Below are 14,502 nucleotides of genomic sequence, written 5' to 3' on the forward strand. Positions count from 1 at the left end.
CAACCAACAACGCGAAGTGGGGAGCCAGAACAAAGCTTGCGGGCCCGGCTCAAAGTGATAGGCCTCAATCAGGCGACGGGATGACCACCCAGCGACCCAACTCCAGAACCGGCGGCCGAGAGCGGTAGTGGTGGTCATCCCGGAGCCTGCCTGTCCGGCGAGGACGATCTTTAAAGCCACGGCAGACTTCGTGCGCAGCTTCTCGTCGCTACCGCGGCTGAGCTCTGCCGCGGCACGGCAGCGGATCCGACCTCCCCCGCCCCTCCGTTCGGATTTTCAGCCGCCGGACGGGTTTGTCAAGGCGGGAAAGCGTGCCTTGACAAACCCGCCCGTCGGCTGAAGGGATAGCAGGGATGAGGGGCGGGGGAGGTCTGGTGAGGTGTTTGGTTGCCTCGCGTTACCGGCCGGCGGTTTTCGACGTTCGTTTGGCCGCCGGTCCGGATGTCTCACCCGCGCACGAACCTCACCACGTGCTCCGCCAGTTCCTCGCCCTTGTCCTCCTGCAGAAAATGCCCCGCGTCCCCGATCACCGGGTGCTCCAACCCCCGCGCTCCCCTCATCGAACGCCGCAACACCGGAGCCATCCCGCCAGTGATCGGATCACCATCCGAAAACGCCACCAGAAACGGCAATTCCAGCTCGCTCAACGTCTTCCAAGCAGCACGGTTGGCTTCCGACGCCGGGTTGTCAGGCCGGTACGGCACCAATCCCGGCATGGCCCTCGGCCCTGCCTTGTACATCTCGTTCGGGAACGGTGCGTCGTAAGCCGCCCGGACCTCCGATGACAGCGATGTGCGGCACCCCGCCTGCACCGACCGGCCGACGTCGAGCACCGGGGCCTTTTCGATCGCTTCACGGAACGCGTGCCACACCGGTGGCATGTCCTGGTCGCCCGTTGGCAGGCCGGTGTTCGAAGCCACCACCCGCGCGAACCGGGATGGCTGCGAAGCGACCAGGCGCAAGCCGATCAACCCGCCCCAGTCCTGGCCGACCAGCGTCACCTCGCGCAGGTCCAGTGCGTCGAACGCGAACGCGCGCATCCACTCCACGTGCCGGGCGTACGAGTGGTCCGCCATGTCGGCCGGCTTGTCCGACCGGCCGAAACCCACCAGGTCCGGTGCGATCGCCCGCAGGCCCGCCGCCGCCAGGACCGGGAGCATCCTGCGGTACAGGAACGACCAGCTCGGCTCGCCGTGCAGCAACAGCACCACCGGGCCGTCGGCCGGGCCTGCCTCGACGTAGCCCACTCTGATCCGGCCGCCGTGGGGGTCCGCCAGCTCCGCGTAACGGGGCTGGTACGAAAAGTCGGGCAGGTCCGTGAACCGGTCGTCCGGTGTCCTCAGCAGGCGCACGGACCCCACGGTAGTGGCGAACGTCAGGAGATGCCGACCGCCACCACGAGACCCAGGCCGAGGTGCGCCGCCGCGACCACGATGCTCACCGGGGCGAACTTCTCGCTCTCGATCGTCGAGGCCACGTCGATGCGGGTCGCCCACTCCAGGAGCCGGACCGCGATCACCTGGACCGCGATCCCGAGCAGGCCGTAGACCAGCGATGTGATCAGGCCCTCGGTGAGGTCGCTCGCCGAGTTGAAGATCGCCACGACCACGATGAACGCCATCGAGAGCATTCCGGACGCCGTCACAATCACCGCGTTCGGCAGGCCCTGCGTCACCAGCTTCGACAGCTTGCCCGGTGTGGTCCAGTCGATCGCGTAGAAGCCGGCGAACATCAGCAGCAGGCCGACGACGCCGTACAGCAGGATCGCGCCGATCCCCCGCACGAGGTCGGAGCCGAACGTGTCGGACAGCGCAAGGGTCGTGTTCACGAATTGTCTCCCGGGAGAAAAGAGCTGATCAGCAGCGGTGTTGTATCACGACTCGGGGATGCGGTGTGGGACGAATGCCGCACCGTCGTCCGTCACCAGGCCGCCGGTCTCGCGGATGCCGAGGCCCGCGGAGCTGTCGCCGACGATCCACGCACCCAGCGCCGGCCGGTAGCCGTCGAACTCGGGCAGCGGGTCGAACGCCTGGTAGACGAAGCCTTCCGCGCCGTAGACGCCGTCGGTCTGGGTCTCGTAGCCGGTCGCGACGATCTGGACGTTCGCGCCCTCACGGCCCAGCTTCGGCTTGCGGACGTACTCGGTGAGGATGCCCGGGTCGTCGGCGAACGCGGGCAGCAGGTTCGGGTGGCCCGGGTAGTTCTCCCACAGGATCGCCAGCAGCGTCTTGTTGGAGAGGATCATCTTCCACAGCGGCTCGATCCACAGCGTCCGCGGCAGCGACTCGACGGCGTGGCGGCCGAACTCCTCGTCGACCACCCACTCCCACGGGTACAGCTTCAGCACGGTCGCCATCTGCGCCTCTTCGAGGTCGACGAACCGCTTGAGCACCGGGTCCCAGCCGATCTCCTCGATCGCCAGGCCCACCGTGTCGAGCCCGGCCTCGGCCGCCGTCTCCTGCAGGTACGCCGTGGTGACGTTGTCCTCACCGGACGGATCCGCCGCCGACCAGGTGAAGTGCAGCTCGTTCGACGGCAGCTTGTCGCGCAGCAGCGACCACCGCTCGACCAGCTTCTCGTGGATCGAGTTCCACTGGTCGTCGTCCGGGAAGACGTCGGTCTTCCAGTGCCACTGCAGCAGCGACGCCTCCAGCAGCGTGGTCGGCGTGTCCGCGTTGTACTCGAGCAGCTTCGCCGGCGACTTGCCGTCGTAGCGCAGGTCGAACCGGCCGTAGACGTGCGGGTCCTGCCGCTTCCACGACTCGGCGATGTGCGGCCAGACCCACTCGGGGATGCCGAAGCGCTGGTAGCCCTCGGTCGTCACGACGTTGTCGACGGCCTCCAGGCACATCGAGTGCAGCAGCTCGACGTCGGCCTCCAGCGAGAGGACCTCGTCCATGTCGAAGACGTAGTGCACCGACTCGTCCCAGTACGGCCGCACCCGGCCGCTGGCGTCGCGGGCCGGCGTGCCGTAGACGAGTCCCTGCTCTTCGACGATCCGCTGCCAGTCGCGCCGCGGCTCACGCCGGTCCCGGTACACCTACGATCCCCCGCTCTTGCCGCTGCCGCCGCTGCCGCTCTTGCCGCTGATGCCGAACCCGCCCCGCTGGACGGACTTGCCGGACTTGGTCGTGACGTTGGTGCGCGACGACGGCGCGTCGAACGTGCCGCCGGAGACGCGCTGGCCGACCACACCGGTGCCGCCGTAGTTGTAGCGGTAGCTGTTGTAGCCACCGCCCGGGATCGGCAGGAACAGGAAGCCGCCGCTGTGGTAGCCGCCGTGGCTGGTGACGTAGTTGTCGTCGCAGTAGTCGTCGTTCTGGACGACGACGCCGTCCTTGTCGGTGCAGACCGCCGTGACGTTTTCGGTCTTCGCGACCGTGTAGAAGGTCGCGACCAGGCCGACGAGCCCGACCGTGACGCCGCTGCCGATCAGGATCTTGCGCCGGGTCGCCGCCTTGGCGTCGGCCTGGCGGGCCAGTTCCTCGTTGCGTTCCTCCTGGGCCAGCGCCTGCTGGCGGGCCCGCTGCTCGGCCAGCGAGGGCTGACGAGGCTGGGTGTTCGAATCCTGAAACCTCATCGAGCCGCGCTTCGGCGACTCGGGGGGCGGCTGGTCCCCAGTATTGTTGTCCTGCGTCATGTGCGCTCCGTAATCACCGGCCACCGCGAAACCTTGACCACCCTAACCACCCGGATCGCGCACGTCATGCGCGGCGCGGGCATCATGGAGTCCGATGTCTTCCAGCGCCGATCGGTTCCCCACCGCCAGCCAGACGCTGCGCACCCGCGTCGTGATGGGCGGGATCTTCGCGGGCGCGCTCATCGCGCTCGCGCTCAGCGTCGTGTTCTCGTGGAGCGACGGCATCACCGGCGGGTCCGGCGGTGGCGCCGGCAAGCTCTCCGCGGCCGCCCAGGAAGCGTTCCACTCCCCACCGGGCAGCTGCCTGACCTGGGACAACCCGGACGCCAGCGACGCGCGCAAGGTGGCCTGCACCGAGCCGCACCTGTTCGAGGTGACCGCGCTGGTGGACATCGGCCCGCAGTTCCCGGAGGGTGCACCCGTCCCGTCGCTGGACCAGTGGCAGCAGATCGCGCAGCAGAAGTGCACCGCGGACGTGAAGCCCTACCTCGGGCACAAGCTCGACCCGTACGGCAAGCTCACCACCAACCTGCTCCGCCCCACGCCGTCGCAGTGGGAGGACGGTGACCGCCAGCTGCGGTGCGGCCTGCAGTGGGCAGGCCCCGGCGGCAAGCTGCTGCCGACCACCGGGCCGGCGAAGGACCAGGACCAGTCGCTGGTCTTCGAGCCGGGCAGCTGCCTGGCGCTGCTCGGCAAGGGCGTCGGCGACCCGATCGACTGCACGAAGCCGCACTCCTACGAGATCATCGCCACCCTCGACCTCAAGACGAAGTTCAAGGAGGGCTACCCCTCCCAGGACGACCAGAAGGCCTGGCTCGACACCGAGTGCAACAAGGCGGCGGCCGACTACACCGGCGGCGCCGACCTCGACGCGAAGAAGCTGATCCTGACCTGGGACCTGCGGGAGCAGGAGAGCTGGGACACCGGGTCGACCAAGGTCAACTGCAAGGTGGCCTCGGCGCTGCCCGACAAGAGCGGCCTGCAGGCGGTGACCGGCAGCATCAAGGCCGCCCCGGCCGGCCCGGACGGCGGCCAGCCCCAGGACGGCGGCCCGCCGTCGGACGGCGGTGGCGGCCCGGCCACGCCGAGCTCCGCAGCGCCGTCGACGAAGCCGAGCAGCTGATGCCGGTCGAGATGAGCCGCGAGCGGTTCGAGGAGCTGGTCTCCGAAGCACTGGACGAGGTGCCGCCCGAGTTCGCCAAGGCGATGGACAACGTCGTCGTGCTCGTCGAGGAGTTCAACGACGAGGCGCCGGACATCCTCGGGCTCTACCACGGCATCGCGCTGACCGAGCGGACGTCGTCCTACGGCGGGGTGCTGCCGGACCGGATCTCGATCTACCGGCAGCCGATCCTGGCCATGTGCGAGGACGAGGACGAGGTCGTCGAGGAGGTCCTGATCACCGTCGTGCACGAGCTGGGCCACCACTTCGGCATCGACGACGCCCGGTTGCACGAGCTCGGCTGGGGCTGACCCGGCGAAATCCCCCGTCCAGTCCGGACGGTCCACCGAATTCCGCGCTTCCGGCCGTAAACTGTCACGAGTTTCACTGGTGGTGACAACGTGACCACGCGCAGCCATCACCGCGGTTATCCTCGTACCCGGAGTCGTTGGGCGTCGATTCGTGCGGGGAGGCACAGTGACCGAAGCCCGGAACGACGGCGGTGGCCGAAGACTCACCTGGCTGCTGACGTCGAGCGCGGCGTCCCACCTGGGGGACGGCATCGGCAAGGTGGCGCTGCCGCTGCTGGCCACGACGCTGACCCGTGATCCGGTGCTCATCGCCGGGCTGTCCGCCACCCAGTTCCTGCCGTGGCTGCTGTTCGCCGCGGTCGCCGGCGCGCTGGTCGACCGGATCGACCGGCGGCGGGCGATGATCGCCGCGAACACCGCCCGTGCCGTCGCGGTCGGCGCGCTGGCCGTGCTCGTCGCCGCCGGCGGGATGACGATCTGGCTCGTCTACCTGACCGCGCTGATCATCGGGACGGCCGAGACGATCGCGGACAGCGCGGCGAACGCGCTGATCCCGGCGGTCGTCGGCGACGGCTCTTTGGACGCGGCCAACAGCAAGCTGCAGGCCTGCGAGATCGTCGGCCAGACGTTCCTCGGCGGCCCGGTCGGCAGCCTGACGTTCGCGCTCTTCGCCGCCTTCCCGTTCGTCCTCAACTCCGCCGGCTTCGCGATCGCGGCCGCGGTCCTGCTCGGCCTGGCGGGCACCTACCACGCGAAGGCGGAGACGCCGGTCGCGCCGGCGAAGCTCCGCACCGAGCTCGCCGACGGCCTGCGCTGGCTGCGCGGGCACCCGCTGCTGCGGCGGCTGGTCGTCGTCGCGGGGCTGCTCAGCCTGGTCAGCGAGCTCGCGCAGGCCCAACTGGTGCTGTACGCGCTCGAGGACCTCCACCTGTCCGACGCGACCTTCGGCTTCTTCGCGTTCGTCGGCGGGATCGGCGGGCTGCTCGGCGCGGGCGTCGCCCCGCGGCTGGTGCGGGCGACCGGACGGCTGCCGGTCGTCGCCGGCGGGATCGTCTGCTGCGGGCTCGGCTTCGGCGGGATGGGCCTGGTGCGCTCGCCGGTCGCGAGTGCGGCGCTGTTCGGGCTGTTCGCGGCGGCGGTGGTGGCGGTGAACGTGGTGCTCGCGACGGCCCGGCACACGCTGGTGCCGGGTGAGCTGCTCGGCCGGGTGCTCGGCGTGTGGCGCACGGTCGTCTGGGGCGCGATCCCGCTCGGCGCGCTGCTGGGCGGCGTGCTGACCGAGCGCCTCGGCTCGGCCGCGCGGACGTTCGCCGTCTCCGGTGTGGCGATGCTGGTGATCGCCGCGTTCGCCTTCGTCGCGCTGCGCCGGTTCCCCCTCGGTGACGAATCGGACTCAGCCGCGGCGCTGACCCACCACGACCCCGGATTGTGAGCTGAAATAGCCCCTCACCCAGGTGGTGGTGAGGAGGCCGTCATGCACACCGTCGACCCGGGGACCGGCACCGACGCCGATCCCGACTTCGACGCGTCTTCGTCCGAGCCGGTGCCCACCCCGCCGTCACGCCGGTTGCTCGTGCTGTGCGGGGTGGCCGGGTTCGTGCTCGGCGGCAGCGTGCTCGGGCTCCTGTGGGGACTGTCCGGAGTGCACGCCGGCGCGCTCGAAGACGCCGTCGCGGCGTGCCAGGCGCTCGACCGCGTCGGCGAGCTGCCCGACACGAGCCGGGACGCGCAGCCGAAGCTGACCCCCGCCCTCAGCGGGGAGCGGCTGCACCGGATGGTGGCCGCGCGCGAGCTGTCGGCGGCCGCCGCCCAGATCAACGCCAACTACCAGCCGCTGGCCGACCACATCGACGGCGTCAGCCGGATGGTGCTGAGCCTGCACTTCAACGACATCTCCGGGCAGCGCCACCTCACCGAAGCGAAGGAGATCTGCGGCCGCATTTAGGCGGGGTGGACGGTCTTCACGGCGAGCTGGTTGCCGGGGATCTTCGTGCTCGCGCAGCCGGTGCCTTCGCTCGGCACGAAGTTCGACGCGGTCTCCTGCGGCAGGTAGATGCGCAGGCCCTTGACCGGCGTCGGCTGGCAGGTGCCCGGGTCGAAGTTCTGCACGTTGACGAACTGGATGTCGGCGGCCGCCGTCTGGCCGGGGTTCAGCTTCACCGCGTTGCCCTTGGTGCCTTCTCGGAAGGCGTCCTTGCCGACCTGGTGCCCGTCCGAACCGGCCACGTAGGACACGCCGGGGAACCCCTGGATGGTGCAGGGCTTCGCGCTGGCGTTCTTGATGAGCAGCGGGCGGTACGTCGAGCCGGCACCCGCGTCGCCCTGGCCGAGCGAGAGCTTGACGTCCCCGGCCTTGCACAGCCCGTTGTCCGCGGGCTGGGCGGCCGGCGGCGGGGCGGGGGTCGAGGCGGAAGGACTCGACGTGGCGGTGGTGACCGTCGTGGTGGCGGTCTCCGAGCTGGACGGCGTCGAGCTGCTCGCCGCGTTCGTGGTGCCGCCGCCACCGCAGGCCGACAGCGCGAGAACGCCCGCCGAGGCCGCGACGACCGGGAACAACCGTGAAAGCTTCATGTCATTCGCCTCCCTGGTGTGGTGCTACTGGGTAGACGTACCGGGGCGCGGCCGGGTTGGCTGCTTTCGTAAATTCCCCACCAGACGTGTTCTAAACGTGACGATCTCACACGTTCGGGTGCTCAGAGGGGCGTGTCGACCCAGGTCAGGCAGCGCCACTGGCCATCCGGCCGGGCGACGAGCTCCACGAGACCGGTGTTCGGGATCAGGGCCGCGTTGGCGACGTCCGCGTGCACGTTCGGGGCCAGCCACTCGGCGGCCAGCCGGATCGCACCGCCGTGGCTGACCAGTGCGACCACCCCGTCCGGATCGGCCTGCTCGTGCTTGGCGCGCAGCCGGCCGACGGCGTCCAGCATCCGGGTGCGCACGCTCGTGCCGCTCTCGCCGCCGGGCAGCGAAGGCGTCAGCTCGCCGAGCGTCCAGCGCCGGACGGTCTCCATGTACGTCCGGATCGACGTGTGGTCGGTCGCCCCTTCGAGATCACCCGCGACGACCTCGTGGACGCCGTCCACGACCTGCACGTCCATCGAGAACCGCGCGGCCAGCGGCGCCGCGGTCTGCTGGGCGCGCGTGGCCTGCGACGCGTACACGGCGACCAACGGCTCCTCCGCCAGCCGGGCCGCGAGGTCGTCCGCCTGCCGTCGGCCGAGGTCGGTCAGCGGCGGGCCCGGCAGGGCGGTGTCCAGCGCGCCGCGGACGTTCCCGTCGGTCTGCCCGTGCCGGATCAGCAGCAGCCTCACGCCTGGGCCCCCTTGCGGACCGCGTCGGCCCACGCGGCCGCGTCGACGAAGTCGTCGTTGCCGAAGCCCGGCTCGATCGTGGTGGGGATGCCGTCGGCGCGGGGGTGCGAGCCGAGGAAGCGCAGGTTGCGGCAGTGCCGGCGCAACGCCGTCAGCGCGTCGAGGACCCGCGGCTCGGCCACGTGCCCTTCGAAGTCGATGAAGAAGCGGTACTCGCCGAAGTTGTTGCGCGTCGGCCGGGCGTCGAGCCGGGTCAGGTTGATGCCCCGGCCGGCCAGCTCGGTGAGCAGCTCGGCGAGCGTGCCGGTGCGGTTCGCGGCCGCGGCGACCACGGACGTCCGGTCGGCGCCCGTCGGCTCCGGCAGCTCGCCCGGCCGGCGGACCAGCAGGAACCGCGTCGCGGCGTCGGCGACGTCGCCGACCTCGGTGGCCAGCACGTCGAGGGCGTAGTGCTCGACCGCGACCGGCGCGCAGACCGCCGCGTCGAAGTCGCCCTCCAGCACACCGACCGCGGCGGCGGACGTCGACGACGACGCCACCGCATTCGCGCCCGGCAGGTTCGCGTCGAGCCACTCGCGGACCTGGGCCAGCGCGTGCGGGTGGCTGGCGACGGTCTTGATCTCCCCGCCGCCGGGCCGGGTCAGCACGCTGAAGTGGACCGGCAGGATCGTCTCGGCCACGGCGACCAGCGGGGTCGACTCGCTGAACCCGTCCAGGGTGGCGGGCACGACGCCTTCGACCGAGTTCTCGATGGGGACGCAGGCCGCGTCCGCCTCGCCGTCGCGGACCGCCGACATCGCCAGCCGGACGGTCTCGTAGGGGATCAGTTCCTCGCCGGCGGCGAGCAGCCGCGCGGCCTGTTCGGTGAAGGTCCCTTGGGGCCCGAAGTATGCGATCCGTGACACAGCACCCAGGCTACGGGGGCCGGCCGTGGCGACATTCACTCGGACAGCCGGTACGCGAACCGGTTACGCCGGGTGGCATTTTTTGCGATGCTGAGGGCGTGACCGCCGAATCGGGCACGCACACCGGACGTGAGGGCACCAGGCCGCCGGTCACCCCTCGCGCACCCGAGCTGGTGCTGTGCGCCGTGGATGACCCACTCGCCGACGCCTGGACCGCCGCCGCCCGGAAACTGGCCGGCCGGGTCCGGGTACACCGCGGGTCGGTGCTCGACGTCGTCGCACAGGCCGTGGTCAGCCCGGCCAACTCCTACGGCTGGATGCGCGGCGGCATCGACGCCGTCTACGCACAGGCGTTCCCGGGTGTGGAGCAGAGCGTCCGCAGCGCGGTGCTGGCCTTCCACGGCGGCGAGCTGCCGATCGGCGACGCCGTGGTGGTGCCGACCGGCGAGGCCGAGCCGGCCTGGCTGATCAGCGCCCCGACCATGCGGGAGCCCGGCGAGCTGCTGCCCGCCGACACCGTCCACCCGTACCTCGCCGCCCGCGCGGTCTTCCTGACCTGGCGCGACGGCCGGCTCGACGAGGGGCCGGTGCGGGAGCTCGTCGAGACGATCGCGATGCCGGGGCTCGGCACCGGCGTCGGCGGCGTCGCCCCGGAAACCTGCGCCCGGCAGGTCGCCGCGGCCTGGGCCGAGGTCTTCGAATCGCGTAACGCTGGGTGACCAACCCCGGTTGGGGGGTGGACTACATCACAGCGCGTTCACCGGCCGTAAGCCCTACCGTTAATCACGCAGGTGAAACGCGTCCGCCAGTGCAGGCGACGGCCGGAGGAGTGTGCGATGACCCGGGTCCGCGAACTCAGCCCGTATGTCGAGCTGCACCGGGAACAATGGAAAGAACTGCGAAGTTCGACGCCGTTGCCGCTGACGGCGGCGGAGCTGCTGCGGCTGCGCGGCCTCGGTGAGCAGGTCGACCTGGCCGAGGTGGCCGATGTCTACCTGCCGCTGTCCCGCCTGATCAACCTGCAGGTCGCCGCGCGCCAGCGGCTCTACGAAGCGACCAAGACGTTCCTGGGTGACGACTCCCGCAGCACGAAGGTCCCGTTCGTGATCGGCATCGCCGGGAGCGTGGCGGTCGGCAAGTCGACCACGGCCCGCATCCTGCGCACGCTGCTCGCCCGCTGGCCGGACCACCCCCGCGTCGACCTGGTCACCACCGACGGCTTCCTGTACCCGCGCGCCGAGCTGATGCGGCGCGGGATCATGCACCGCAAGGGCTTCCCGGAGAGCTACGACCGGCGCGCGCTGCTGCGGTTCGTGACCGAGGTCAAGTCGGGTGCCGAGCGGGTCGCCGCGCCGGTGTACTCGCACCTGGCCTACGACATCCTGCCCGGCCAGGAGCAGGTCGTGCAGCAGCCGGACATCCTGATCGTCGAGGGCCTCAACGTGCTGCAGCCGGGCCCGCGGCTGATGGTGTCCGACCTGTTCGACTTCTCGATCTACGTCGATGCGCACACCGACGACATCCAGCGCTGGTACATCGAGCGGTTCCTGGAGCTGCGGCACACGGCGTTCGCGGACCCCGCGTCGCACTTCCACCACTTCGCCGGCCTGCCCGACGACGAGGCCCGCGCCGAGGCGCGGCACCTGTGGCACTCGATCAACGAGCCGAACCTGATGGAGAACATCAAGCCGACCCGGCCGCGGGCCACGCTGGTGCTGCGCAAGGACTGCGACCACACCATCAACCGGGTGCGGCTGCGCAAGCTCTGACTTGTCACGCACCTCGTCACCCACATGCCGCACATTCGCACGCTGAGCGAGTGCGCAGGCACGGTTCGTTGCGCCCCGGCGACTCTCCGCGCCGGATTCCGGCCGATCGGCCGAGGCGGCCCGTTCAGCCGTAACCGGTTGGCCGATACCGGGCGTGCGTTGTGAAAGCGACCCTGAAGGAGTCAGGAAAACGGCTCTGAGCTGGGGAGGAGGCCCACGATGTTCTCGATGATCCTCACGTGGGTCGGTGCGGTGCTCGGTCTGGCCTTGCTGATCGCGATGGCCGCCGGGACGTTCGTCGTGGACTTCGACGACCGGCTGCAGGAGCGCCGCCGCAAGGGAAAGCCCGCCGAACCGGCAGGCCCCCTCCCGTAAGCGTCAGAGCGCGGCCAGCGCCTCGAGGTAGGCGTCGGCGTCGTATTCGAGGTTTTCCGCGTCCAGCAGGCTGTTTTCCAGTGCGTCGATGAGCTGCTCGAAAATCTCGTCGCGGTCGAGCTCACCCTCCTGGAGGCGCTCGACGGCCTGCCAGACCTCGGCGGGCTCGTTGTCCCACAGCTGGTCGACGATGGTCGCGCGCAGGATCAGCCGCTGCTCTTCCTCGTCTTCGTCGGCCTCGGCGATGACGAGCGCGCGGCGCTGGTCGGCGTCGGTCGGGTCGAGGTCGACCTCTTCCTCGTCGATCTCCGTTGTCGTCGACGGCACGGCGAACATCCGCCGCTCCAGCGCGTCGGCCAGCTCGGTCGGCGACAGGTCGGCGGTGTCGGCGAAGTAGCGCTCCAGCGGCGAGTCGTCATCGTCGGCGTACTCGCTCAGGTAGTCCTGGACGGCTTCGTCGAGCGCGGCGATCGCGGTCTCGGTCAGGTGGGCCCGCTCGCCGGTCCACTGCACCCAGGCCAGCACGACCGGTTCGACGGCGTCTTCGTAGTCGGCGTCGAGCTCGTACTCCTCGCCGAGCAGCCCCTCGAGGAACCGCGCGATCTTCTCCGGCCCGACGCGCAGCGGGTTGCCGGGGTCGGTGCGCAGGCCGTGCTCCAGCAGCAGGCCACCGATCGCGCGGGCGGCGTCGGCGTCCTCACCGCTCGCGGTGACGAACTGCTCGACGACGGCGGCGCGCTCGGCGTCGGACCACTCGGCCACCTCGGGCACGAGCGCGGGCTCCGGCAGCGCGCGGCACCAGGTGAGCGCGACCGCGTGGAAGCGCGCGTAGTCCTCGCTGACGTCGGCTTCGTCGAGGTGGTCGGTGGCGGCGAGGCCGTCCGCGATCAGGCGGTGGGCCTCGGCCGGGTCGACGGCCTCGAAGACGACCAGCTCGGGGTCGGCGTCGGACTGCTCCCGCATCTCGGCGACGACGTCGGCGGGCCGGTCGATCACGACGAGGTCCCGCACGCGGCCGCCCTCGGTGTAGTCGAGCAGCGCGAGCAGGCCGTACGCCTGGTCGCCGTGGGAGAAGACGCAGAGCAGGGAGGACTCGTCGCCGTAGATGTCACCGGTCCGCCAGCACTCGCCGGCGACGACCCGGCCGAGCCCGGCGGCGAAGGCGGGCTCGGGGATGCCGCGGCCGAGCACGACCTGCAGCCCGGCGTCGGCGGCCTTGCGCTCGACGTCGGTCTCCGCGACGACCTTCAGCGCGGCCAGCAGCCCGGCGGCGCCCGGCGTGATCTTGCGCTGCGCGAAGCCGATGAGCTCCAGGCCGAGCGGCTCTTCGCCGTCCTCGACGGGCAGGTCGTGGAACTGGCCGAGCACCTCGGAGGCGAGCAGTTCGACGTCGACCGGCGCGGGGTCGGCGCCCAGCGCCGAGAAGTCGTTCAGGACGTCCTTGAACAGGCCGGTCACGCTGTGCGTGACGGGCTGCGGCTGCCTCTTGCGGGCGCGACTGACCGGGCTCATGGCCTCATGCTTTCACTTCACCGCGAGTGGGTCGCGGTGGCCCTGGCGCGGGTCCCGCCGCGGGCCCGGCGGGGAGGCGCCGAGCCGGGGCGGCGGAACTGGGCCACCGCGACGCCTGGCGCGCTCACGATGTCCCGGTGCACGTGTATCACCGGTTCTCCCGGCTCAACGAGGGCTGCGCGGGGAGGTTACGGCCTTCGGAAGAGCGATCCTGGCGGTCCGGATTTCCGTGATGAGCCGGGTTTTCCGCCGGTGGTTTTCCACCAGCGCGGCCAGGTAGGCGGTGAATTCGTCCGGCGTCTCGGCGCGCTTGTGCAAGGTGCGCAACAGCTTCAGCCGGCGGGCCGCTTCCTGGTACGCCTGCGGGTCCTTGCGCTCGATGAGCTCGTCGACGTGTTCGCGGAAGACCGGGATCGTCTCGGCCGGGTGCTCGGCCGCGCGCTGCTCGGCCAGTTCGAGCTTGAGCTCCGGCGAGGCCCCGAACCGCACGCAGGCCCGCCAGGCTTCGTCCGGACGGCCGTCGTCGAGCAGCACGCGGACCAGCTCGTCGGCCTGCCCGGTCCCTTCGGCCGCCCGTTCGCGCAGGCGGGCGAGCGCTTCCCGGCGCTGGACCGTCCACTTCCCGTCCTTCGTCGCGGCCTCGCGCAGGGCCGCGAACGTCTCGCGGCCCGGCTCGGCGTCGAAGTCCTTGCGGCGGCGGGAGGTTTCGCTTTCCGGCTCGGGCGACACCGACGGCGGCTGCTTGTCGTGGGTGAGCGCGCGGGCGGCGTGCGCGATGGCCTCGCTGTGCCGCCCGGCCGCGCGCAGCACCCGGACGATCTTGAGGCTGACGTCCACCCGCGGCGGCTTGGCCGACAGGATCGCCACCAGCTCGTCGACGTCGCCGAGCACCTCGGCCAGCTGCTCCCGCAGCCGTTCGGCCACGTCACGGCGGTGGCCGGAGCCGTTCGCGGCCAGCACGTCGTCCACAGTGGACTTGATCCGCTTGAGGCCGGGCTCGCCGAGCGCCGTCGCGAACTCGGCGAGGTCGATGACCGGGCGGCCGGGGCCGTCGAACTCGACCTCGAGGATCCAGTCGGCCAGCTTCTCCGGGTCCGGCGGCCGGGCGGCGCACGCGCGGGCGTACAGCTCCACGGCGCGGTCCAGCCGGTCGGCCAGGTCGCCGGCGTGGTCGCCGGACTGCTCCAGCACCTCGCTGATGTCGTCGACCGTGCGCCGGGCCAGCGGGGCCAGGTCGGCGCGGCTGCCGGCGTCGAGCATCCGCTGCAGCGTGTCGAGGACCGCGCCGATCTTCGCGGTGTACTCGACGTTCCCGTCGGTGACCGCGGTGTCCAGCAGCCGGTGCGCCTCGCTGACGTCACCGGATTGGGTGGCGGCGCGCAGTTCGAGCGAGTGCCGCAGCTCGGGATCGCGCTCGGCTTGGGCGTGCAGCAGGTCCGCCAGCGTCTCCGCGTCCAAAGTGCGCAGGTAGGGGCGAAGATCCGAGTGGGGACTCACGCGCACCAGTCTGCCCGACG

Annotated in this window: 16 protein-coding genes; 7 read left to right on the forward strand and 9 right to left on the reverse strand. The window is 71.0% G+C overall.

What is annotated here, in order from left to right; genetic code table 11:
- Window positions 1-446: 446 nt before the first annotated feature.
- Genes ABZX11_RS00260 through ABZX11_RS00275 form a run of 4 tightly spaced genes read right to left on the reverse strand, consistent with a single transcriptional unit; the run spans window position 447 to window position 3,640 of the window.
- Entirely contained in the window at window positions 447-1,352 is a 906-nt protein-coding gene (locus ABZX11_RS00260; protein WP_354908469.1) for a haloalkane dehalogenase, read from the reverse strand.
- 23 nt (window positions 1,353-1,375) lie between these two features.
- Window positions 1,376-1,828, reverse strand: a complete 453-nt coding sequence (locus tag ABZX11_RS00265) for a DUF350 domain-containing protein (protein ID WP_176173687.1) — start codon at window positions 1,826-1,828, stop codon at window positions 1,376-1,378.
- A gap of 45 nt (window positions 1,829-1,873) precedes the next feature.
- Window positions 1,874-3,040 carry a glutathionylspermidine synthase family protein gene (locus ABZX11_RS00270; protein WP_176173688.1) on the reverse strand — a complete coding sequence of 389 codons (1,167 nt, stop codon included), beginning with the start codon at window positions 3,038-3,040 and terminating at the stop codon, window positions 1,874-1,876.
- Window positions 3,041-3,640 (reverse strand): hypothetical protein, encoded by a 600-nt coding sequence (locus tag ABZX11_RS00275; protein WP_354908473.1) that lies wholly within the window; start codon window positions 3,638-3,640, stop codon window positions 3,041-3,043.
- Window positions 3,641-3,734: 94 nt separating this feature from the next.
- Here ABZX11_RS00275 and ABZX11_RS00280 point away from each other — a divergent pair, with 94 nt between their 5' ends.
- The 4 genes from ABZX11_RS00280 (at window position 3,735) to ABZX11_RS00295 (ending at window position 7,058) form a co-directional block, all read left to right on the forward strand.
- Complete coding sequence (locus tag ABZX11_RS00280; RefSeq protein WP_354908476.1) at window positions 3,735-4,763, forward strand: septum formation family protein; 1,029 nt, start codon at window positions 3,735-3,737, stop codon at window positions 4,761-4,763.
- Window positions 4,763-5,113, forward strand: coding sequence for a metallopeptidase family protein (locus ABZX11_RS00285; protein WP_004558570.1), 351 nt, complete (start codon window positions 4,763-4,765; stop codon window positions 5,111-5,113). The genes ABZX11_RS00280 and ABZX11_RS00285 overlap by 1 nt, the downstream gene beginning before the upstream one ends.
- Window positions 5,114-5,279: 166 nt before the next feature.
- Window positions 5,280-6,545, forward strand: a complete 1,266-nt coding sequence (locus tag ABZX11_RS00290) for an MFS transporter (protein WP_176173690.1) — start codon at window positions 5,280-5,282, stop codon at window positions 6,543-6,545.
- Window positions 6,546-6,587: 42 nt separating this feature from the next.
- Window positions 6,588-7,058: a hypothetical protein gene (locus tag ABZX11_RS00295; protein ID WP_176173691.1), complete on the forward strand. Its 471-nt coding sequence runs from the start codon at window positions 6,588-6,590 to the stop codon at window positions 7,056-7,058.
- Here ABZX11_RS00295 and ABZX11_RS00300 read toward each other — a convergent pair.
- From ABZX11_RS00300 to pheA, 3 genes are all read right to left on the reverse strand, one after another.
- Window positions 7,055-7,684, reverse strand: a complete 630-nt coding sequence (locus ABZX11_RS00300) for a DUF4232 domain-containing protein (protein WP_176173692.1) — start codon at window positions 7,682-7,684, stop codon at window positions 7,055-7,057. The two genes, ABZX11_RS00295 and ABZX11_RS00300, sit on opposite strands and share 4 nt — an antisense overlap.
- A 122-nt stretch (window positions 7,685-7,806) precedes the next feature.
- Window positions 7,807-8,424: a histidine phosphatase family protein gene (locus ABZX11_RS00305; protein WP_354908480.1), complete on the reverse strand. Its 618-nt coding sequence runs from the start codon at window positions 8,422-8,424 to the stop codon at window positions 7,807-7,809.
- Window positions 8,421-9,329 carry a prephenate dehydratase gene (pheA, locus tag ABZX11_RS00310; protein WP_354908482.1) on the reverse strand — a complete coding sequence of 303 codons (909 nt, stop codon included), beginning with the start codon at window positions 9,327-9,329 and terminating at the stop codon, window positions 8,421-8,423. The genes ABZX11_RS00305 and pheA overlap by 4 nt, the downstream gene beginning before the upstream one ends.
- Window positions 9,330-9,427: 98 nt before the next feature.
- On the opposite strand from pheA, the gene ABZX11_RS00315 reads away from it, so the two are divergent.
- The 3 genes from ABZX11_RS00315 to ABZX11_RS00325 all read left to right on the forward strand — a co-directional run bounded on the left by ABZX11_RS00315 (window position 9,428) and on the right by ABZX11_RS00325 (window position 11,473).
- Complete coding sequence (locus ABZX11_RS00315) at window positions 9,428-10,048, forward strand: macro domain-containing protein (protein ID WP_176173695.1); 621 nt, start codon at window positions 9,428-9,430, stop codon at window positions 10,046-10,048.
- 117 nt (window positions 10,049-10,165) lie between these two features.
- On the forward strand, window positions 10,166-11,098 hold the full coding sequence (gene coaA, locus ABZX11_RS00320; protein ID WP_176173696.1) for a type I pantothenate kinase: 933 nt from the start codon (window positions 10,166-10,168) through the stop codon (window positions 11,096-11,098).
- Between the two features lie 228 nt (window positions 11,099-11,326).
- Window positions 11,327-11,473, forward strand: a complete 147-nt coding sequence (locus ABZX11_RS00325) for a hypothetical protein (RefSeq protein ID WP_176169279.1) — start codon at window positions 11,327-11,329, stop codon at window positions 11,471-11,473.
- A gap of 3 nt (window positions 11,474-11,476) precedes the next feature.
- On the opposite strand, the gene ABZX11_RS00330 is transcribed toward ABZX11_RS00325, so the two are convergent.
- Window positions 11,477-12,985 (reverse strand): hypothetical protein, encoded by a 1,509-nt coding sequence (locus ABZX11_RS00330; protein WP_354908485.1) that lies wholly within the window; start codon window positions 12,983-12,985, stop codon window positions 11,477-11,479.
- Between the two features lie 165 nt (window positions 12,986-13,150).
- Complete coding sequence (locus ABZX11_RS00335) at window positions 13,151-14,482, reverse strand: hypothetical protein (protein ID WP_354908488.1); 1,332 nt, start codon at window positions 14,480-14,482, stop codon at window positions 13,151-13,153.
- Between the last annotated feature and the right edge of the window lie 20 nt (window positions 14,483-14,502).

Origin of the sequence: Amycolatopsis sp. NPDC004169 (assembly GCF_040610315.1) — a bacterium.
Lineage (GTDB): Bacteria > Actinomycetota > Actinomycetes > Mycobacteriales > Pseudonocardiaceae > Amycolatopsis.

Bases quoted from the DNA above. Each gene is read 5' to 3' on its own strand.
- ABZX11_RS00295 (WP_176173691.1), top strand. From the start codon at position 6,588: ATGCACACCGTCGACCCGGGGACCGGCACCGACGCCGATCCCGACTTC.
- coaA (WP_176173696.1), top strand. From the start codon at position 10,166: ATGACCCGGGTCCGCGAACTCAGCCCGTATGTCGAGCTGCACCGGGAA.
- ABZX11_RS00325 (WP_176169279.1), top strand. From the start codon at position 11,327: ATGATCCTCACGTGGGTCGGTGCGGTGCTCGGTCTGGCCTTGCTGATC.
- ABZX11_RS00285 (WP_004558570.1), top strand. From the start codon at position 4,763: ATGCCGGTCGAGATGAGCCGCGAGCGGTTCGAGGAGCTGGTCTCCGAA.
- ABZX11_RS00280 (WP_354908476.1), top strand. From the start codon at position 3,735: ATGTCTTCCAGCGCCGATCGGTTCCCCACCGCCAGCCAGACGCTGCGC.
- ABZX11_RS00330 (WP_354908485.1), bottom strand. From the start codon at position 12,985: ATGAGCCCGGTCAGTCGCGCCCGCAAGAGGCAGCCGCAGCCCGTCACG.
- ABZX11_RS00300 (WP_176173692.1), bottom strand. From the start codon at position 7,684: ATGAAGCTTTCACGGTTGTTCCCGGTCGTCGCGGCCTCGGCGGGCGTT.
- ABZX11_RS00275 (WP_354908473.1), bottom strand. From the start codon at position 3,640: ATGACGCAGGACAACAATACTGGGGACCAGCCGCCCCCCGAGTCGCCG.